Source organism: Arenibacter sp. F26102, from assembly GCF_023015865.1.
GTDB lineage: Bacteria > Bacteroidota > Bacteroidia > Flavobacteriales > Flavobacteriaceae > Arenibacter.
The window spans coordinates 264,003-284,059 of record NZ_JALKBC010000006.1 but is presented as its reverse complement, the minus strand read 5'-3'; the positions used below and the strand labels follow the sequence as shown (position 1 = coordinate 284,059).

The 20,057-nt window shown below is 39.9% G+C and carries 15 protein-coding genes and 1 pseudogene; 11 read left to right on the top strand and 5 right to left on the bottom strand.

Going from position 1 to position 20,057, the window contains the following annotated elements:
• Nucleotides 1-690 precede the first annotated feature (690 nt).
• Nucleotides 691-1,014: a GIY-YIG nuclease family protein gene (locus tag MWU78_RS11015; RefSeq protein WP_246997788.1), complete on the top strand. Its 324-nt coding sequence runs from the start codon at nt 691-693 to the stop codon at nt 1,012-1,014.
• 441 nt (nt 1,015-1,455) lie between these two features.
• Nucleotides 1,456-1,779: pseudogene (locus MWU78_RS11010) on the top strand (GIY-YIG nuclease family protein).
• Between the two features lie 451 nt (nt 1,780-2,230).
• Here the strand turns inward: MWU78_RS11010 and MWU78_RS11005 are convergent.
• On the bottom strand, nt 2,231-3,379 hold the full coding sequence (locus MWU78_RS11005; RefSeq protein WP_246997787.1) for a helix-turn-helix domain-containing protein: 1,149 nt from the start codon (nt 3,377-3,379) through the stop codon (nt 2,231-2,233).
• Between the two features lie 527 nt (nt 3,380-3,906).
• Nucleotides 3,907-4,350, bottom strand: a complete 444-nt coding sequence (locus tag MWU78_RS11000; protein WP_246997786.1) for a hypothetical protein — start codon at nt 4,348-4,350, stop codon at nt 3,907-3,909.
• 497 nt (nt 4,351-4,847) lie between these two features.
• Between MWU78_RS11000 and MWU78_RS10995 the strand changes: the two genes are divergently transcribed.
• The gene (locus MWU78_RS10995; RefSeq protein ID WP_246997785.1) at nt 4,848-5,378 is read left to right on the top strand and encodes a YSC84-related protein; all 531 of its coding nucleotides are present in this window, start codon (nt 4,848-4,850) and stop codon (nt 5,376-5,378) included.
• A 63-nt stretch (nt 5,379-5,441) separates the two neighbouring features.
• Nucleotides 5,442-6,350, top strand: coding sequence for a lysophospholipid acyltransferase family protein (locus MWU78_RS10990; RefSeq protein WP_246997784.1), 909 nt, complete (start codon nt 5,442-5,444; stop codon nt 6,348-6,350).
• A gap of 66 nt (nt 6,351-6,416) precedes the next feature.
• On the opposite strand, the gene MWU78_RS10985 is transcribed toward MWU78_RS10990, so the two are convergent.
• The 3 genes from MWU78_RS10985 to MWU78_RS10975 all read right to left on the bottom strand — a co-directional run bounded on the left by MWU78_RS10985 (nt 6,417) and on the right by MWU78_RS10975 (nt 9,414).
• The gene (locus MWU78_RS10985) at nt 6,417-7,190 is read right to left on the bottom strand and encodes a creatininase family protein (protein WP_246997783.1); all 774 of its coding nucleotides are present in this window, start codon (nt 7,188-7,190) and stop codon (nt 6,417-6,419) included.
• Nucleotides 7,191-7,220: 30 nt separating this feature from the next.
• Nucleotides 7,221-8,120 carry a phytanoyl-CoA dioxygenase family protein gene (locus MWU78_RS10980; protein WP_246997782.1) on the bottom strand — a complete coding sequence of 300 codons (900 nt, stop codon included), beginning with the start codon at nt 8,118-8,120 and terminating at the stop codon, nt 7,221-7,223.
• 160 nt (nt 8,121-8,280) lie between these two features.
• A complete protein-coding gene (locus tag MWU78_RS10975; RefSeq protein WP_246997781.1) occupies nt 8,281-9,414 on the bottom strand; it encodes a sialidase family protein in 1,134 nt (377 codons plus the stop codon).
• A gap of 270 nt (nt 9,415-9,684) precedes the next feature.
• Between MWU78_RS10975 and MWU78_RS10970 the strand changes: the two genes are divergently transcribed.
• The 7 genes from MWU78_RS10970 (at nt 9,685) to iolC (ending at nt 20,049) form a co-directional block, all read left to right on the top strand.
• Entirely contained in the window at nt 9,685-10,185 is a 501-nt protein-coding gene (locus MWU78_RS10970) for an outer membrane beta-barrel protein (RefSeq protein ID WP_246997780.1), read from the top strand.
• A 785-nt stretch (nt 10,186-10,970) separates the two neighbouring features.
• The gene (locus tag MWU78_RS10965; RefSeq protein ID WP_246997779.1) at nt 10,971-13,943 is read left to right on the top strand and encodes a TonB-dependent receptor; all 2,973 of its coding nucleotides are present in this window, start codon (nt 10,971-10,973) and stop codon (nt 13,941-13,943) included.
• A gap of 19 nt (nt 13,944-13,962) precedes the next feature.
• On the top strand, nt 13,963-15,705 hold the full coding sequence (locus tag MWU78_RS10960) for a RagB/SusD family nutrient uptake outer membrane protein (RefSeq protein WP_246997778.1): 1,743 nt from the start codon (nt 13,963-13,965) through the stop codon (nt 15,703-15,705).
• Between the two features lie 329 nt (nt 15,706-16,034).
• Nucleotides 16,035-17,060: a LacI family DNA-binding transcriptional regulator gene (locus MWU78_RS10955; RefSeq protein ID WP_246997777.1), complete on the top strand. Its 1,026-nt coding sequence runs from the start codon at nt 16,035-16,037 to the stop codon at nt 17,058-17,060.
• 140 nt (nt 17,061-17,200) lie between these two features.
• The gene (locus tag MWU78_RS10950; protein ID WP_246997776.1) at nt 17,201-18,142 is read left to right on the top strand and encodes a class II fructose-bisphosphate aldolase; all 942 of its coding nucleotides are present in this window, start codon (nt 17,201-17,203) and stop codon (nt 18,140-18,142) included.
• Nucleotides 18,143-18,153: 11 nt separating this feature from the next.
• Nucleotides 18,154-19,029, top strand: coding sequence for a 5-deoxy-glucuronate isomerase (gene iolB / locus MWU78_RS10945; protein WP_246997775.1), 876 nt, complete (start codon nt 18,154-18,156; stop codon nt 19,027-19,029).
• Nucleotides 19,030-19,035: 6 nt separating this feature from the next.
• On the top strand, nt 19,036-20,049 hold the full coding sequence (gene iolC, locus MWU78_RS10940) for a 5-dehydro-2-deoxygluconokinase (RefSeq protein WP_246997774.1): 1,014 nt from the start codon (nt 19,036-19,038) through the stop codon (nt 20,047-20,049).
• Nucleotides 20,050-20,057: the final 8 nt, after the last annotated feature.

The following is a 20,057-nucleotide window of genomic DNA, read 5'->3' as shown; positions in this document are numbered from 1 at the left end:
AAAGAAGTTTCGTACAATACAAGAGATTGTAAACAAGTAAATTAAGTGCATTTACGATTACAAGAAAGAAAGCAATACTTTGATAAGGGCTTGTTTTAAATTTTCACCCATAAATAGGTGTCCAAATACGATTTGGACACATAAAATGAGAATTGAGCGTCAAAAATGAACAGGTTAACGTGTTTATAGTACGCTCAAGGATTCGAAGGACTTGGTGATAATTTTATAAGTTGGACAATAAGGTCTCGACTGCGCTCGACCTGACAAACCTCGACTGCGCTCGACCTGACAAACCCCCACTGCGCTCGGCCTGACAAACCTCGAATTCTTTTGGATTATATCGCCATATGGTCATTGGTAATTACACTCGAAAGACCTTCTTTTCCAAGAAACCAGTAACAAGTTAACCTGTCCGGTCGAGCGCAGTCGAGACCCCCTTTTGGCCAGCCTTAACCAAAAAAAACTTGGATTACCATTCGTTCACAGTCCATAATGGTCTATGATAAAAAAATCACTAACTTATAAATCTGTCCGGTCGAGCGCAGTCGAGACCTCCTCTTGGGCAGCCTTAACCAAAAATAACCTGGATCATCTTTCGTTCACAGTCCATAATGGTCTATGATAAAAAAAATCATGAACTTATAAATCTGTCCGGTCGAGCGCAGTCGAGACCTTTTTATGGCCAAGCTTATGAAATCCTATTACGTATACATACTCCTTTGTTCCGACGGGTTAACCTATACCGGTATCACAAATGATGTGACAAGAAGATTGCACGAACACCAAATGGGATCGAACAAAAATTGTTTTACATTTAAAAGGAGACCGGTAGAATTGATCTTTGAACAAGAATTCAATGACGTTGTTCAGGCCATTTACTTTGAAAAAAAGTTGAAAAAATGGAGTGGAAAAAAGAAATTGGCCCTGGCTAACGGCCAATTCGACCTTCTCCAAATTTTAGCGGAATGTAGGAATGCCTCACATTCCGATTATAATCCGGAGAAAGACAATTGAGGTCTCGACTGCGCTCGACCTGACAAACCTCGACTGTGCGCGACCTGACAAACCCCCACTGCGCTCGACTTGACAAACCTCGAATTCTTTTGGATTATATCGTTATTGGTAATTACACTCGAAAGACCTTCTTGTTCCAAGAAACCAGTAACAAGTTAACCGATCCGGTCGAGGGCAGTCGAAACCTCCTCTTGGGCAGCCTTAACCAAAAATAACCTGGATCATCTTTCGTTCACAGTCCATAATGGTCTATGATAAAAAAATCATGAACTTATAAATCTGTCCGGTCGAGCGCAGTCGAGACCTCCTCTTGGGCAGCCTTAACCAAAAAAAACCTGGATTACCATTCGTTCACAGTCCATAATGGTCTATGATAAAAAAATTACTAACTTATAAATCTGTCAGGTCGAGCGCAGTCGAGACCTTTTTATGGCCAAGCTTATGAAATCCTATTACGTATACATACTCCTTTGTTCCGACGGGTTAACCTATACCGGTATCACAAATGATGTGACAAGAAGATTCCACGAACACCAAATATGATCGAACAAAAATTGTTTTACATTTAAAAGGAGACCGGTAGAATTGATCTTTGAACAAGAATTCAATGACGTTGTTCAAGCCATTTACTTTGAAAAAAAGTTGAAAAAATGGAGTGGAAAAAAGAAATTGGCCCTGGCTAACGGCCAATTCGACCTTCTCCAAATTTTAGCGGAATGTAGGAATGCCTCACATTCCGATTATAATCCGGAGAAAGACAATTGAGGTCTCGACTGCGCTCGACCTGACAAACCTCGACTGCGCTCGACTTGACAAACACCGACTGGGATTCTTGATTAGCAGTATTCCTAAAAAATATTTATTTGTGACCCTGTACGGTCGGTAGAAATAAAAATCACACCGATAATAGGACTGATGAGGTCTCGACTGCGCTCGACCTGACAAACCTCGACTGGGATTCTTGATTAGCAGTATTCCTAAAAATTATTGGTGACCCTTTCCGGTCAGTAGAAATGGATAACATACCGATGAGGTCTCGACTGCGCTCGACCTGACAAACCTCGACTGCGCTCGACCTGATAAGCCCAAAGCAAGCGCGACCTGACAAACACCGACTGTGCGCGACCTGATAAGCCCACCCAGCAACACACTTGAAAAACCTTCTACAGGAATATTCCAAACACATTGATTACCAAAAAGATAAAAAGGGCTTATATCAATTATTAGCGGCAAATTCCGTAACGTTCATAGTGGTAACCTTTTTAAAAGACTTACTAAAAGAACTTCTATTGGCAAAACCACATTGCTGTGCAAGGGCCTCAATTGTATTCCTATCCATATACCCAAGGGCAATTAGTGTCTTTCCTTTTTCTATACGTATATTGTTCCTATACGCAGAAAAACTTAGCCCTAAGTGCTGATTTAGAAAATAGGATAAATGATGTGGTGGGATTTCCAATGCCTTGGCACAACTGGTCAAATCAAAATCCTGTTCATAGAATGACCCACTTTCTTTTATTGTATCCAACTGATTCATTAATCCGTCAACATCCAACCCAAACTTCAATTCTTCTTCTTCCTTCGTAGTAGTTGTTAGTGTTGTTCTGTTTTTTTTGCTCCTAGGATACCCATACAAAATAGAAGGAAAATATATGGGCATTATACCTATGGCAAATAGCACCACATAAAATACAAAATTGACGGTTCGTAAAATTGGTGCCGTAGAACGTAAGAAATCGATCTTCAACAATTTTTCAAATGCGAACATTGTCGCCAATAAGGACATTAAAATAAATAGGACATATAATGAAATTACCCAAATAAGCAACTTACGATCTTTTTCCTTCAATAGGTTTCGAATAAAATCCAACAATAAAGGCAATAGGCCGATCAATGCTAAAAACTGCCATAGAAACCGCATTACATAATGTTGGTTTATATTTAAAAATCCATATTGTACTGCAAGTCTTTCGCCTGGTTTTAAATACGCATTATTGATAATGGTATCATATACCTCTTGTGGTTTGGCATAAACATTCAACGCATCAACAAAACCGATTATAAAGGGCACAAATACAAGCAAATACCGCCAACGCCAAACAAATTCATCTTTGATCAATGTTAGAAAATAAAAAAATATAGGTGCGGCTATTAAATTATATAGGGGTAAGGGCCAAACATAAAACCAGCGGAACTTTAAAAGTAGACCGGATTCAATGACGTAGGTTTGAAATGTATAAATAGAGAATATCGTATAAAATGCCCCCAAAAAGAAGGTAGAATTTCTATTAACGGACTTTCTGGCAAAAAATGAAATTGCCAATACCATTCCGAAAACAGCTAGAACTAAGAAAAAATTTTGCAAAATGTAAGGTATTACTTGTAGTTTACAGTATTGGGCAAATTTAATTCTTTAAGTCAAAAATAGACTATAAGTAGAATAGAATTCAGAATAAAAAACAATTTAATACAAAGAGATTATTTATAATTCGGTTTCGATAATGCAACCCTGTATTTATCTCCAATTCCGTGATAAAACCTTCCATAAATAAGCTTTGGCCCAAAAAAAAACATTCAGAAACAATCTATGTGTTGACCACTTCGGTCAATCTTGTGCCATCGGGCAATAGCCTTCTTCCAATTTTTGTTCATCTGTTAAAACTAACTTGAAGCGGCCAAAGTTATTATTGGAAATGTTGGGTAATGCTAATTTAACCCTTAGTGACCAGTTATTTTCGGCTTTTAAAAGATGTGGAGTAAAAACCAATTGCCTCCAGATCGTTGTTTTTGGGCCAGTTTCTAGTTTTAGGGGCTTTACCCTAGGTTTGTTGGATTATAAAGGCCGATATTCCCGTTAGGGAAGTCAAGGTTGGAATACTTGGATTGGGATTGCTAATTTAGCAACCTATTTCCTTTGTCCTTTTTCTTCACCTTGGATACCAATTTGAAAAGGCGCGACTTAAGTTCCCTATAGTGAAGGGTATATTGGGATATTTCCGAATTTAGTTCCCAATGTGTTTCGGTATAGGCTTTTTCCATTTTCAACTGATCTATATCGTCCAGCATGATCTGCAATTGATTTTCATGGGCCTGAACCTTTTTCATCAGTACGATCACCTCTTTTTCGGCAGTGGATATGGCGCCAATAATTTCCTTGCTTTCGTTGAACACCTCGGAATCCGTCAATTGCAAGGTGTAGGATTTTACCAAATCGTTCAGGAACAGCTGTTCGTCCCTAATGAATTTCAATTCGGACATCCATTGTCGACTGGCCTCGTGCATTTCGCTCGGGTCCTGCCACTCCATCATACTTTTATTATTTAATCTAGCACTCATAATTCCCGGTTTTTAAATATGTAAATGAATTTTACCTTCTATAGGTTTATGGATAATGGTTATCCAATTTTAAATATCCAAAGGGGAAAGACCCCTTTTAGTAAAGGGTTTCTTATTGTAATAAGCTAGGTTTTACCCGCAATCATAAAGTTATTAAATATGGCAATATTAGTAAATGACATTCGTCACTTTTGTGAATTAAGACGAAGTTGTGGAATGCTGCTATGGAATTTTTCCATCTTGCAATTAGAGGTTCTTGTTGGCCAACTTAAGCAGCGGATTATTGTTGACTTGGTGCTTAGCCTACTGCGGAAAAATCTTAATATATCTTAAACTTATAGGTACTTTTTATGGCTATTAAATAGGAGCAATCAATTAGAAATCACTAATTTAGATTAATATTGAGCAGTATTGACAAATTCTTACCGCTTCAATTGTTATGGAGGGGGGTAAGTATTTTTAATTTTGACGTACAAATAATAATATATCCCAATAAAATGAAAATCTTAAAATTGACTACAGTACTTTTTGCTATGTTGATTACGGTTTCGTTATCATCACAGACCAGGAAGGATAAAAAGATAATGAATGATGCTTCCAAGGCTAAAAAGGCCTTGCTAAAAGCCCATACCGGATTGCAGCGCTTTTTTGACGAGTCTGCAGGTTATGTAATTTTTCCAAACGTGGGTAAGGGAGGATTTGTAGTAGGAGCTGCCTCTGGCAACGGTGCGGTTTATGAGGGCGGTAAGGTTATAGGGATGGCCGGGCTGAAAAAATTGAATGTAGGCTTTCAGGCTGGTGGGCAAGCCATTATTGAGGTCATTTTTTTCGAGGACAGTGCTGCTTTAAACGAATTTAAAGAGGGTAATTTTAGCTTTGCTGCAGAAGTATCGGCGGTGGCCCTAAAGTCGGGAATTGGGCTTAACGCTAAATACAAGGATGGGGTGGCAGTGTTCGTGCTGCCCAAGGCAGGTCTTATGGCCGATGCCACTGTGGGTGGGCAGAAATTTAGTTTTCAGGCCTTTTAATGTATTGTAGACACAGTGTTTTGTAAATGCTGATATTATTGGAATACTTAAATCAAAAACAGGATGAAATACCTTTCTAGATTTAAATTTCTCCCCTTTTACGCTATTTCCTTACTTCCGATGTGGGCCCTTTATATGGTCTCCGATTTTATGTATTTTTTGGTATATCATGTTGTGGGATACCGAAAAAAGGTGGTATACCATAATTTGAGGAATTCTTTTCCTTCTAAGAGTGACGATGAAATAAAACAAATAGCCAAAGATTTTTACCAACACTTCTGTGACATCCTTGTGGAATCCATTAAAAGGTTGACGATAGGGGAAAAGGCCATAAAAAAACGTTTACTTATTAAGAATCCAGAGCTGATACAGCAATATGTAAATGAGGATCGAAGTATACTCATGTACACAGGTCATCAAGGCAACTGGGAGTGGTTGGTTTTTTTGCCCTTGATGTTTCCCTATAGTTCCAATACGTTTTACAAGCCCATCAAAAACAAATATTTTGAGGAATTGTTCAAAAATATGCGGGAAAGGTTTGGAGTAAATTGCGTGGAATCGGACAAGGGATTTAGGACCATTATAGCCAATCATCAAGGGAAGGTACTTACCTTAAATTGTATGATAGGCGATCAAAGTCCAACCAAAAGGAGTTCCAAATACTGGTATAATTTTCTAAATCAGGAAACCGCCTTTTTTGTTGGTGCCGATAAGATTGCCAAAAGAACAGATCAGGTGGTCCTATTTCCGTTCTTCAAAAAATTAAAAAGGGGTTATTACGAATTAGAATTTAAGATCATAGAAGATCACCCTCAAATAAGGAACAATTTTGAAATACTGGAGAAATACGCCCAACAATTGGAGCAGGCCATTATTAGTGCTCCAGAGTTGTGGTTGTGGAGTCATAGACGTTGGAAATTAAAAAGGGAAAACGAACCCGTTTTACAGGAATTGGAAAATGTTCCTAATTAGGGAAGGTGTCCTATTCTTGGATAGACCTCCTAAATTATCAAGTGAAGTTTTAATTAAAAAATATTGTTATTCGTACATATCATCAACATCTACCTCATGGAGTTCCCTTAAAAATTCGGCAATGCCGTTTGTCACTGCCTTAAAGAAGTTGGCTCCATTTTCCGGATTGGCCATTTTTGGATTTCCTACACCAGTATCCTTTGTTACCTGAGTCCATTTACGTTGGGCGGAAACCCATCCTTCCTTTAATCCTTTTATTTTGAACGTTTTGGCTATTCCTTCACCTGCCTCGTTCAAGGGCAGCACCAAATTTGGCTTTAAATGCATTACGACTGCCGTTTCCAATTCCCCTGCGTGATCTCCAGGCTCTTTAAAAAACTGGCCCCCATCTTTTACCTGCCACCAGTTTAAGGAGCAAACAAAGATGCTAGGATGTATAATGCTTAGTTCCCTAATAATTTGTTTAAAATTGTTCCCGCCGTGTCCGTTTATGATTACTAGTTTTCTGATTTTATTTACTTCCAACACCTGTGCCACATCCTTTAGAAGTGCCATTTGCGTACTTGGATTCATGTTTATACATAGATCAACATCCATTTGTCCGGTATTGACTCCAAAAGGAATATTGGGCAGGACTATTACCTTTGCCTCCTTGGACCAGGCCTTTTTAGCAGCTTCAATGGCTGCGTTTTCTGCCAATATATTATCTGTTCCGTAAGGTAAATGGTAATTGTGGGCCTCGGTGGCGCCCCAAGGCAATATTGCAACGGTATAATTTTGCTCTCGCACGGTTTTCCAATTGGTTTCGGCCAATACATAGGGCCTTGGGTCATGCTTCATAATAAGATTACTAAAGGTTTGATTAGCATTTCAACGCTGAACATTTTGTTTCATTTTCGAATAAAGTAATGGGAAAAATTTTCCTTCCATTTTTTGTCCCTTTGGTACTTTGGGGACTCCGGCCAAAAGCTCATCGTCTGTATTGCTTATTGTACCATCGGCAAATACATTAAGGACAAATGCCCTTCTACTTCTTTCCGACTTGTTTTCATAGGAGCCATGTACCATTAAGGGGTGATGAAAGGTGGCATACCCTTTTTTTAATTCGATTGGAGTTGGCTTAAATTCTTTTTTTTGATCCTCGCTAAGATATTGCATAAGCCCATTCATGTCGCCCGTAAGGGATGGCGCATCCAAAAGTCCCCATTTATGGCTTTTGGGGATATAATGTAGGCAACCGTTTTCTGTAGTAGCGTCATCCAATGCTGTCCAACAGGTAAGATGCTGCATTGCAATGGTTCTGGTCCAATAGGAGTAATCCTGATGCCAGGCAACAACGCCTCCATGCCGGGCAGGTTTACAAAATAATTGGTCGTGCCAAAACCTTACTGATTTGTATTCCAGTAGTTGATGGGCTGCCATAATAAAGGCAGGGTTCCAAAGCACATCATGTAAGCCCGGGGCAATACGCCAATGACCCAAAGAATGAAATAAAACCGAATTAGGGTCTTGGGACTCGTTACTATGAAATTCGTAGAACAGATGATGGGCAGGATGATTTGGGTCCATTATTTCTGCTAATTCCTGGTTTAACAAATCTACCTGCCAATCTTCCAAAAGTTTTATGCCCGATACATACCCAAATTCCTTAAAGTGGGCCAGCTGCTCATCGGATAATTTGTATTGCTCCCATTCCGCTGCTGATTTTGGCAGTTGGAACAGGTCCGAAACAGGATGGTCATAATCGGCTAAGTCTTTTATATTGGACATTGTACAGTTTGTTATTTTCTAATTACAACCAACAAATTGCTACAACACTAATTTGGTGGAAACTGTTATAAATATATCCAATATTTTTCGATATGTCAATTTATTAGGTCCCTATGAAATTATTGGAATCGCGTAATAAATAATCTGTTTCAATAATTGTCTATTTCTTTTTGTTTTTTGGTCTTCTGTATTTGTCTTTTCCGTCTGTCAGCCATTTTAGCGAAAAGCTCACAAAAGGGTTTTTCTGGTAATCATCCTGTTCAAAAAACAAACCTATATTCCCGTTGTTCATTATGGTCATGGATGAGTAGGCCGATTCTCCCTTATAGATTGTTTTTCCTTCAGACCAGGTTTCGCCTTCGTCATAACTTATTCTAACCGTCATATTAACACGTCCCTTTTCACTTTTGGCATTGGAGAACAACAACCTGTTTTTCTTGTAGCCATCTTCAATGGAGGTGTAGCGTACTATACTGGCATTACAACCCGGGTCGATCAAGCTAGGTTCCGGTCGGGTTGACCAACTTTTTCCATCATCACTGGAAATATGCACATATCTTTTCCCCTCTTTATTCGCCCTGGCGTTGATCATCCAATCCCCATTGGCCAACTCCATAATTTTGGATTCGTCAGCAGGGCTCACAGGAGTATCTATAAAGAACCAGGATTTTCCATGGTCCTTACTGCCAAAAACATGAAGCCCGTTATTTAGATTTACCATACAGTGTAGGAGTGTGCCAGATCGGGTCTGGATTCCTCGGCCTGAGGTGATAAATTTAAAATCGTTATGCCATTCCTGCTTTGCAATTTGAGGAGTAATATCTTCCGGTTGGCTCCAGGTCTTTCCGTTATCTGCACTTTTTACAAGATGTAAATAGTATACGTCCTTTTCTTTATCCAAATCCATATAATTGTAGAAAAGGAATATTTCGTTGGTAACGGCATCTACTATCATAGAGGGATCGGAAGCCGATCTGCCTAGCGGAAAATCCACAATTTTTTCTATTGCCGACCATGTTTTTCCATTATCGCTACTTCGTCTAATCACAATATTAATATCCTTGCTCCATTTTAGGTCGCCACAGGAAGGCACCCTTTCATCTATGGCAGCAATAATATCCCCATTTGGTGCGGTGGCCAATGCAGGGATGCGATAGCAGGATATATCTGGGGTCATGTTTGCATTAAACAGGTCTTGGTGGGTTAAAACTCCATCTGCAATTTGGAAGTGTTTGTTCTGTCCAAACAAAGTGGTAACCATAAGGAAGTATATAATAGCGGTTGTTTTTTTCATTTATTAAAATTCTTTTTGTAACCGGATTCAAAGGCATTAAACCATCAGTCTTTAAAGATATTTTGAATATATCACATTTACTAATTACGCTATTATATGTTCGCTTTACAACTTTACCGTTCGCATAAACCGCTCTTTATTAAGCTCGGGACATACGGAGTTATTTGAAAATCCATTCCTCCACAACCGTTTTTGCCGGTTTTACAACAAAAATGTGGTCTGGTCTAAGGAAGACACTAGATTTATACCGACCAATAAAAACCAACATTTATGAAAAAAGTACTTACAATTTTTGTTTTTGCACTTTTAAGTCTAGGCTCGTATGCCCAGGAAGGCATGAAAATAGGCATCCATGGGGGTCTGCCATTGGATGAATTCCAGGATCAACTTAGCCTAGTTGCGGGAGTGGATCTGGGATATCGCTGGGGTTTGAGCGAAATAGTGGACCTTGGGGTCATGGTAGGTTTCGTAAATGGATTTCCGGAAAAATATGATAGGGACCTCTTTGCAGAGGATCTACCCAACATTCAATTTATGCCCCTCGCTGCTTCTGTAAGAATATGGACATCCAATTCGTTCTCCCTTGGGGCCGATGTTGGTCAGGCCATAGGTATAAACGATGGGAATGACGGTGGATTATATTATAGGCCAACCATAGGTTACTTAATGGGGGCACAAACGGAAGTGAATCTTTCCTATACCGGCATCAAATTGGATGATGCTACTTGGACGACCCTTACCCTTGGGGTGCTCTATACTTTTGACTTTTAAGGCTTACTTTACACATAGTTCAAAGGGTTTATATGTTCTTTAAGAAAACCTTATCGACTATCCGCTAGGGTTATTTTTTGACCCATATACTATATAGAATTATGTCTTAATTGCTCGAGCTAAATTAGCGTGGGCCACTTTATGCATCATCAAAACACTTGGTTAAGGTTTTACAAAGTTAAGTTATGGTTACCGCGCCAAAAATAATGTGTGCTCGGTACTGTATAAGGATTGTTGGAAAGCTATTTTACGAAATATCACGTAAGTGTTGTAGAATGAAGCCAATAATGCTAAAATTCAAAATTTTACTCCAGTAGTACGCTCTAAGTTCAATCTTGACTATACCTATATATGTTGCTCCCATAAAGAGTTTTTTTAACAAAACCACGCCGCTGTTATTAAAACGTAAAGCCAAGGTAAAATCATAAAATCCTTCAATTTTCCACTCTCCAATTATATAGTTTTGCTGTGAATAACCAATTACGCTTATTAATCGGTAATGAATTTATGGGTCTTTGGAAATTGATTATAGGGATTTTTTTTATCTAAGTTGAGAAGCAGCAGGATAGTCTGTAGCTTGCTTTGCACTTGGTTATCAGCCTTTTATGGGTTTAATGTGCAGGTCGGGAAATCACAGTTTGGACAAGCATGATTATATCCGTAAGAAATTTCTTCCCAATTCTATTTATGCAAACCTTTGCATTGTTTTTTAAGACGCTAAGATTCCGATATCCTTAATTTTGTGTTAAATTGGTTATGACAAAACTAATTTAAACTACTAAAATATGAAGAAACTGAAATTTTTGATGTTGGCCTTAATGATAGGCACAGCCATGACATCATGGGCACAGACCACTGTTACCGGTACGGTGTCCGATGAACAGAATATTCCCCTACCCGGTGCAACGGTACTTGAAAAGGGAACATCCAATGGAACTACTACCGATTTTGATGGGAATTTCACCATTCAAGTATCGGGTGAAAATCCCATCCTTGCTTTTTCGTTTTTAGGGTATGCTACCAAGGAAATGCCTCTCAACGGTCAAACCAATGTTAGTGTTGAACTTCAAGAAGACTCATCTCTATTGGACGAGGTGGTCGTTGTAGGTTATGGAACGCAAAAAAAATCCGATGTAACTGGTTCCATTGGTTCGATTAAAAGTGAGGATTTCAACCAAGGGGTCGTAGCCAATCCGGGCCAGCTATTACAAGGTAAATTAGCAGGTGTGAATGTGTCCAATGTAAGTGGGGAACCTGGTGCGTCCCAAAACATCATAATTAGAGGTGTAGGTAGTTTACGATCAGGAACAACTCCGCTTTTTGTTGTAGATGGTTTTGTAATTGACAATGCAAGTACCGGTTTAGCATCCAATCCGCTTAATTTTATTAACCCCCAGGATATAGCTTCCATGGATGTTTTAAAGGATGCGTCTGCTACTGCCATTTATGGAGCTCGTGCCGCCAACGGTGTTATTGTAATAACCACCAAAAAAGGAAAAGCGGGTAAGACGGAAATGAACCTAAACGTTTCTACAGCCTTCTCCACTATTGCAAATCCAATGGATGTGTTTACTGCAAATGAATTTAGAGATCAGGTGGCCTCTGTTGGTGGTAACTTGTTAGATCGTGGCGCGAATACGGACTGGCAAGATAAACTTACTAGAACAGGTGTTTCCAAGAACGTCAACTTTTCAATGAGCGGTGGCGCTGCCGACAAGTTTTCCTATTATGTTTCTACTGGTCTGGATGATCAACAGGGAACTTTTGAAAACAGTTCTTTAAAACGCTATTCAGGTCGTGTAAACCTTACCCAAAAAGCACTTCAGGGTCGTTTTAACGTAGATTTGAACTTAACCGCATCAAGAACGGTAAACGAAAGACCTGATGCCGGGGAAACGGTTGTTGACATGCTGTCATTAAATCCAACATTCCCACCATTGACTAACGGTGAGCCAAGCTTTTTTGACGAACGCATCAATCCTCTAGTACGAAATAGAATATATACAGATGAAGCGGTAAGTAACCGTATTTTGGCTAATATTCTACCTTCTTTTGAAATTGTGAATGGTCTAACTTATAAAATGAACTTAGGTGTAGATTACATCTCTACAAACAGAGATGATCAACGAACGCCTTTTAACCTTATTGAAGGTTTTGAAAACGGTTTTTTGAATACAGCAGCCACCGTTAATAGTAATACTTTAATTGAAAACACCTTAACGTACGTCTTTGAAAAAGGAGACCATAATGTTATACTACTTGGTGGGCACTCTTATCAAGAAACTACATTTGAATACAAACGTTTGGAACTTCAAGGCTTCGCAGATAATGGAATAGAACCCAGATATCAAGACCAGATCAGTACTGATGTGTTTCCAACCACATTAAATTCAGAGGCTTATATAAATGAGCAACAATCCTACTTTGGGCGTATAAATTATGGGTATGCAAGCAAATATCTGATAACGGCAACCATGAGAGCCGACGGTTCTTCTAAGTTTGGAGACAACAATAAATACGGATACTTCCCATCTTTGGCCCTTGGCTGGAATATTGACAAAGAAAATTTCATGACTGATAATGAAATATTCAGCGTTTTAAAATTACGAGCCAGTTGGGGTCAAACGGGTAATCAAGATGGTATTCCTAGTAAGGTTAGTTTGGCCAGTTATAAAGATTCCAAGTTAGATAATGATACCTATCCCATAACTGGAAACGAAACTTCATTAGCTGACTATCCTTTTGGAACCGTACCGGTAAGAACGGCTTTCCCAGATTTGAAATGGGAAGTTGCTACACAGACCAATATTGGTTTAGATTTTGGGATGTTCCAAAACAAACTTTCCGGTACCTTGGATTACTTTAGTAAGGTCACCAGTGATGTAGTCAATTTTTCTAATAGGACAGACCCCATTCAGCCTACGGAAAAGATTTGGACAAACCTCGAGGGTATGGAAATAAAAAACACAGGGTTCGAAATTGCATTGGATTATAGAGGTAGTTTCACTGAGGACTTCACCTATAATATAGGTGGGAACTTTACGTATACCGCTAATAAGGTAGAAAATTCGCCATTTGCAGTTATCACAACAGGTGCAGCATCTGGTGCCGGCCAAACGGGAGCCACTATTAATGGCTACATAAATAATGAACCCATTGGGGCCTTCTTTATGAAAGAGTTTATTGGTATCGGCGCGGATGGCAAAAATTTATTTACTGACGTGGTGCCCGATGGTGAATCTTTAGACAATGACAGGATCGTCGCCGGTAGTGCGCTACCAGATGTGTTATATGCTTTTTATCTTAAGTTTAATTACAAGGATTTTGATTTAGGGTTTAACTTTAACGGGGTATCAGGTAATAAAATTTATAATCATACGGCAATGACCTTGTTCTCTAGAGGGCAATTGGCAAGAAGCCTTAATACAACTGATTTCGCTGTCGAGTTCCCAAATGAGGTTGATACGAACTCTAACGAAGTTTCTACCAGATATTTGGAAGATGGTAGTTTCCTAAGACTTAATAACGCCACATTGGGTTATACGCTTAACTCCTCAAAAATTGGTCTCGCCGATTGGATTAGCAACATGAGACTGACCATAACCGGACAAAATTTATTTGTAGTAAGCGATTACTCGGGCTTTGATCCTGAAGTTAATACAGGAAGTGCAACAGATGGAATTCAAACTTTCGGGATCGATCGTTTTACCTATCCGTCTCCTAGAACATTATTAGTAGGTTTAAATGTATCATTTTAATCAAAAAAATTCGTTTAACATGAAAAATAAAATAGTAATTATAACACTTGCTCTCGGATTCTTGCTGCAGTGGAGCTGTACCGACTTACAAGAAGAACGATTAGACGAGGCAGAATTTGGTAGCCAAGCAGAAGTCATTAGCGGTGCTATTGCACCGGCATACGGGTATATATCTCAGACGTGGCGGCACACCAATTATTATGGGCTACAACTACTTCCCTCAGATGAGGCCATACTGCCCTATCGCGGAGGGGAAGATTGGTTTGATGGTGGAAAATTTATTGCTACACACCAGCACAGCTTTACACCGACAAATGATTTGATTGGTGACGCTTGGAACGAGCTAACCACGAATATCTCAAGAACCTTATCAGCAATAGAAGTCTTAAGACCTTTGGCTGAGGAAGGTAATACTGCAGCTGCTTCGGCTTTGTCAGAAATGATTGCACTGCGTGCTTATTTAAATATGTTGTTGTTAGATAGTTGGGGACTGGCTCTCAAGAAAGAAATTTCCAGTGAACTTTCTGAAGTAGTCCGTGGGCAGGAAGCTATTGATTATATTCAAAGCGAATTTCTTTCCGTAGTTGATATTATCAATACTGATAGGGGACCAGGGAGAATTACCCAAGCTGCTGTTTGGGGCTTTTTGGCAAGGTTACACCTCAATGCCGCTGTGTATCGAGATCCTTATGGTACGCCAAACTTTGCACAAGAAGATATGGACGCAGTTATTCGGTATACTGATAATATTATAAACTCAGGAAATTTTTCAATATCTCCCGAATATTTTGAACTTTTTAATGATGAGAATAATAGTAATCCAGAATTGATTTTTGCCTTGGACCAGAGAGGACAGCTAAGGGAAGAACATAGCCGTTGGTCCTACTGGTCTGTTTCCGGCGATATGTTTCCAAGACCTGAATTCCCTAGTGCCGATGGTACGGATGGGCCGGCGTTTACACCAGACTTTTATCAATATTGGGTAGATGCCTATGGTGATGTTGATCCGGCCGAGGCCGATGCAAGGTTCTTTCAGGAAAATACAATGGTTCCGGAGGAATTAAGGGATTTAACAGGACTATCGCCTTTAAATGATCAAGATCATTATTACTGTGTAGTTCCTGTAGAATTTGAAATGGACAGAGGCGTAATTCGAGGTATTACATGGGGACCCAGAAAAGGAGAAGATGGAAAATTCTTTACCTGTGACGGCGGTGTGCGTATTTATCCGCTACAGCTAAGGACAGGAAATAGTCCCGCTCGGGATGTGGGTTACATAGACCATACCTTGGAAATCGATTTTACCACGGAAGGTTCCTACCACAATACAGGATATCGCTGCGCGAAGTACCAATTTAGCCGTACGTCAAACAATGGTAATCATTTTAGCAGTGTTGACATTGTCTTAATGCGACTTGGCGAGATTTACTTGATGCGGGCCGAGGCCAAATTAAGAAAAGGGGATTCCGGTGGCGCATTGACCGATGTGAATTTTTTACGTGCTGCAAGAACCGCTAGGCCAGATCAAACACCCCCAGCACTATCAGCTATGGATCTGGACGTCTTACTTAGAGAACGCGGTTTTGAATTATATTGGGAAGGCTTTAGAAGAGGGGACCAAATTCGCTTTGGCACTTACGAAGATTCTTGGACCGAGAAGAATGATTCTGACCCTAATAAACGATTATTCCCCATTCCACAAAGTGCCGTTGATGCAGCTTCGGGAATTGACGGATTCTTAATGCAGAATCAAGGGTATTAGAATATAGACAACTATTTATTATGGATAAGGGCGGGCAAATTTTTGCTCGCCCTTATTGTTTAAAGAAATTTATTTTTTATTTAGGAAAATGAAAATAATTTCGAATACATTTTATTTTAAGATGCTTCTGTGTATCTTACTTTTTTATTTTTCTTGAGCTCCCCCACATGAGTTCATTTTGAAATTTAGTTGTATTTTGTTTTAAATGTGCTATTCCCTTATTTGGGACTATAATTGGCTGGATTGCAATTTTCAGTTTCATAGGGTTGACATCTTGTGATTAATGTGAATATGAAAAGGGAAGTTAGAATTGAAAATAACAATTTATTATGAAGAAGGGCCGCGTTACTATTAAAGACATTGCTCGCGAGCTCAACATTGCTCCATCCACTGTGTCTAGGGCCTTAAATGATCATCCAGCAATAAAAAAGGAAACCAAGTACGCTGTAAAGGCACTGGCGGAGGCATTGGATTATCAGCCCAATCTTCTGGCGCTGAACCTGCTGCAAAAAAAATCCAATACCATTGGGGTTATAGTGCCGGAAATTACTGGACATTTTTTTTCGGCAATAATTACCGGTATTCAGGATGTGATAGTTAATTCCGATTACAATATCATGATTTGCTTGTCCAATGAATCTTATGAAGAAGAGATGACCATTGTAAAAAAGCTGTCAAAGATTCAGATAGATGGGGTTTTGGTATCGCCATCATCTGAAACCAAGAATTTTGATCATTTTCGCAGGCTTCAAAAAAGCGGCATCCCTGTGGTGGTTTTTGATAGGGACTGTCCTGGATTGGAAGCGGATAAAGTATTGGTCGATGATTATCATGGGGCATTTCAGGCAGTAGAATATTTAATTGGAACCGGCTGCAGGAACATTGCCCACCTTGGGGGTCCCTTGAATTTGAGTACCACCGAACATAGGCTTCAGGGTTATCTGGATGCACTGGAAAAAAACAACATACCCATTAATGCCAATTACATTGTTCACGTACCAGGGTTTTCACATAAAGATGGCATAAAACCAACAAAAAGATTATTGGAACTCAAGGAACGTCCGGACGCCATTTTTGCCTACAACGATAATATCGCTATTTCTGCAATGCACATCGCCAAAAAAATGGGTTTGAAAATACCCGAGGAGGTCTCTGTTTTAGGATTTGATGATGAACCGCATTCCACGTTTATTACACCTTCCCTATCTACCGTTTGGCAACCCGTTTATAGTATGGGAATGCTCTCTGCCAGAATTTTATTGAGTCATTTGAACAACAAGAATACCATACTGGAGTTCCGCAAGGAAGTCTTTAAACCGGAACTCGTAATAAGGGCTTCTTCCAAGGGAAATTAATTACTGCCCTCGAGAGAAATAATTCTGTAATTATGCAAACCTTTGCATAGACTTTTAATACGGAATTCTTCGAAACATCAATTATTTATTGTTATTTGTATAAAAAATTAAGGCTATAAATAGTTATATCTAAATTTTGCATGCAAGTTTCGCCCAAAATATTATTTGAACATTGTTATGGCAAGTTTGCCATTCCAGCTGTCAATGTTTTTACCATGGAACAGGTCCACGGACTTTTTAGCTCGGGGGAAAGGGCCAATGCACCATTTATAGTGCAAATTACACCTGCAGCACGGAATTACGCCCATCCTGAAATGCTTATGGCCATGATCACCGCGGCCTCCAAAATACATCCCAAAGCAGTATTCTCGGTGCACATGGATCATGGGAACGAGGAACATGCTTTTAATGCAATACAATCCAACGATTATGACTCCATTATGATCGATGCCTCCCATGATAGTTTTAATGGGAACGTAAAAAGGACCAAGGCAGTAGTGGAGGAGGCCCATAAAAAGAACATTGTAGTAGAGGCGGAACTGGGGGTGTTGAGTGGGGTGGAAGATGATTTGTCCGTGGACGAAAAACATGCCAAATATACCCAGCCGTCCGAAGTACAGGAATTTGTGGGATTAACAGGATGTGATAGTTTGGCGGTTGCAGTAGGTACTAGTCACGGAGCCTATAAGTTTTCTGGAGGAGACGGTATTCAGTTTAAAATATTGGAGGAAATTCAGCGCAGATTGCCCAATTTTCCTATAGTGTTGCATGGTGGCTCTGCCGTTAATTTGGAGGAAATAGAACGGATCAACAAGGCAGGGGGGAATTTGAATGAAGGTGCCTCCGGGGTTTCGCCCGATGAGATTGTCAAATCCATTGCCTATGGAGTTTGTAAAATCAATATAGCAACAGATACCAGACTATTGTGGACCAGGGTGCATAGGGAATTCTTTAGGGATACTCCGGAGCTTTTCGACCCGGTTATCCCAGGGAAGACTTATATGGGGGAGTACGAAAAATTTATGCTCGAAAAGTTCGATCTATTGGGTGCCACCGGGAAAGTAAGCGACATAAAATTTTAAAATTAAAAATCATGGAACATAATTCACATTTGCAGATAAAACCAAAATCCAAAAAAGGTATATATCATCAAATTACCCCGGCATCGGCCAATTGGAAATATCTCAATTTTGAGGCAAGGTTAATGACCAAGGGGGAAACATGGCAGCACGATACCAAGGATAACGAATTGGTAATAGTGTTGTTGAGTGGCAATTTTAGGGTGGAAAGCGATAAGGGAAACTGGGAGACAAAAAATGGCAGAAAGGATGTTTTTAGTGGGGTGGCCCATACCCTTTATTTGTCACGAAACAGCAAATTTACATTAACGGCTACGAGCGATACTCTGGATATTGGTTACGGATGGTGCAAGGTTGATGAAGATTTTCCTGCAAAATTCGTAACTCCAGAGGATACACCCGTGGTTATTTTTGGTGGTGACAATGCTACCCGACAGTTTAATGATCTGGTGCCACCGGGCTTTGGTTGCAGTAAAATAGTGGTGCGTGAAGTATATACTCCTTCCGGCAATTGGAGTTCCTTTCCGGCCCATAAACATGATGAACGCATAGTAGACGCAGAAGGTACCGTTTTGGAGCCAATACAGGAGGAAACGTATTTCTATAAGTTCCAAAAACCGGAGGCATATGCCATTCAGCAAGTGTATACCAAGGATAGGTCTTTGGACGAGATTGTTAGACCTAGACATAACGATGTGGTAATGATACCCAAGGGTTTTCATCCTGTGGTAGCGGAACACGGATTTCATTGCTACTACCTTAATTTCTTGGCAGGCACGGACCAATGTTTGGCCAATACCACAGACCCTGACCATGAATGGATTTACAATTCATGGACCTCAAAAGACAAAAGATTGCCCTTGGTAACAGCGGAAATGAATAAACAATAATTTAAAATGAGCGATAAAAAGTTTGACGTAATCACGTTTGGAAGATCTAGTATTGATCTTTATTCACAGAATATTGGTTCGCCATTTAATGATATAAAGGGGTTTGATGCCTTTGTGGGAGGGTCTCCGCTCAATATAGCCGTGGGATGTGCAAGATTGGGGGTCAATGCCAGTCTTTTGACCGCGGTAGGTAATGACAAGGTTGGTGAGTTTATCCTAAATTTCTTGAATGGGGAAGGGGTAAATACACATTGTATTCCTGTAAAAAATGGGACTAGGAGTAGTGCGGTTGTTCTGGGAATAGAGCCTCCGGATAAATTTCCCTTGGTGTATTACAGGGATAATGCGGCCGATAGTCAGGTGGATATTGATGACGTGGACAAAGCCAATATTCCGGACTACAAAATATTGTTGATCAATGGTACCGCGCTAAATGTAGAACCAACTAGGAGTGCTACTTTTTATGCCACGGAAATCGCTAATAGAAATGATGTTGATGTAGTTCTGGATCTGGATTTTAGAGCGGACCAATGGCACGATTACAGGGCATTTGGGTTGACAGTGAGGGCTATTTTGCCACGAGTGAAAATGGCAATTGGAACCGAAGAGGAGATTCTTGCCGCCACCCTGATCCATTCCTCACAAGTGACCATAAAGGATCAGCAGATTTCCGCCCCGGAAATCAAAGGGGATATAGATGTATCCATTAAGCAACTGCTATCTTCTGGCATAGAGACACTGATTGTAAAGCGAGGGGAAAAAGGCGCCAGTATCTACCAAAAGGATGGTTCCAGGGAGGAGGTTCCCGGGTTTCCGGTTGAGGTTTTGAATGTGCTGGGTGCAGGTGATGCCTTTGCCAGCGGATTCCTATTCGGAGTACTACGAGGGTGGGATTTAAAAAAGGCATGCCGAATGGGTAATGCCAGTGGTGCGCAAGTGGTTACTAAAAAGGGTTGTGCCAACTTTATGCCAACCTTGGAAGAATCCATGGACTTTATAAAGGTGAAGGGCGGATTTTAATTTTATAA

Coding starts and splice junctions, on each gene's coding strand:
- MWU78_RS11015 (WP_246997788.1), top strand. CDS start 691: ATGAAATCCTATTACGTATACATACTCCTTTGTTCCGACGGGTTAACC.
- MWU78_RS11000 (WP_246997786.1), bottom strand. CDS start 4,350: ATGAGTGCTAGATTAAATAATAAAAGTATGATGGAGTGGCAGGACCCG.
- MWU78_RS10995 (WP_246997785.1), top strand. CDS start 4,848: ATGAAAATCTTAAAATTGACTACAGTACTTTTTGCTATGTTGATTACG.
- MWU78_RS10990 (WP_246997784.1), top strand. CDS start 5,442: ATGAAATACCTTTCTAGATTTAAATTTCTCCCCTTTTACGCTATTTCC.
- MWU78_RS10985 (WP_246997783.1), bottom strand. CDS start 7,190: ATGAAGCATGACCCAAGGCCCTATGTATTGGCCGAAACCAATTGGAAA.
- MWU78_RS10980 (WP_246997782.1), bottom strand. CDS start 8,120: ATGTCCAATATAAAAGACTTAGCCGATTATGACCATCCTGTTTCGGAC.
- MWU78_RS10975 (WP_246997781.1), bottom strand. CDS start 9,414: ATGAAAAAAACAACCGCTATTATATACTTCCTTATGGTTACCACTTTG.
- MWU78_RS10970 (WP_246997780.1), top strand. CDS start 9,685: ATGAAAAAAGTACTTACAATTTTTGTTTTTGCACTTTTAAGTCTAGGC.
- MWU78_RS10965 (WP_246997779.1), top strand. CDS start 10,971: ATGAAGAAACTGAAATTTTTGATGTTGGCCTTAATGATAGGCACAGCC.
- MWU78_RS10960 (WP_246997778.1), top strand. CDS start 13,963: ATGAAAAATAAAATAGTAATTATAACACTTGCTCTCGGATTCTTGCTG.
- MWU78_RS10955 (WP_246997777.1), top strand. CDS start 16,035: ATGAAGAAGGGCCGCGTTACTATTAAAGACATTGCTCGCGAGCTCAAC.
- MWU78_RS10950 (WP_246997776.1), top strand. CDS start 17,201: ATGCAAGTTTCGCCCAAAATATTATTTGAACATTGTTATGGCAAGTTT.
- iolB (WP_246997775.1), top strand. CDS start 18,154: ATGGAACATAATTCACATTTGCAGATAAAACCAAAATCCAAAAAAGGT.
- iolC (WP_246997774.1), top strand. CDS start 19,036: ATGAGCGATAAAAAGTTTGACGTAATCACGTTTGGAAGATCTAGTATT.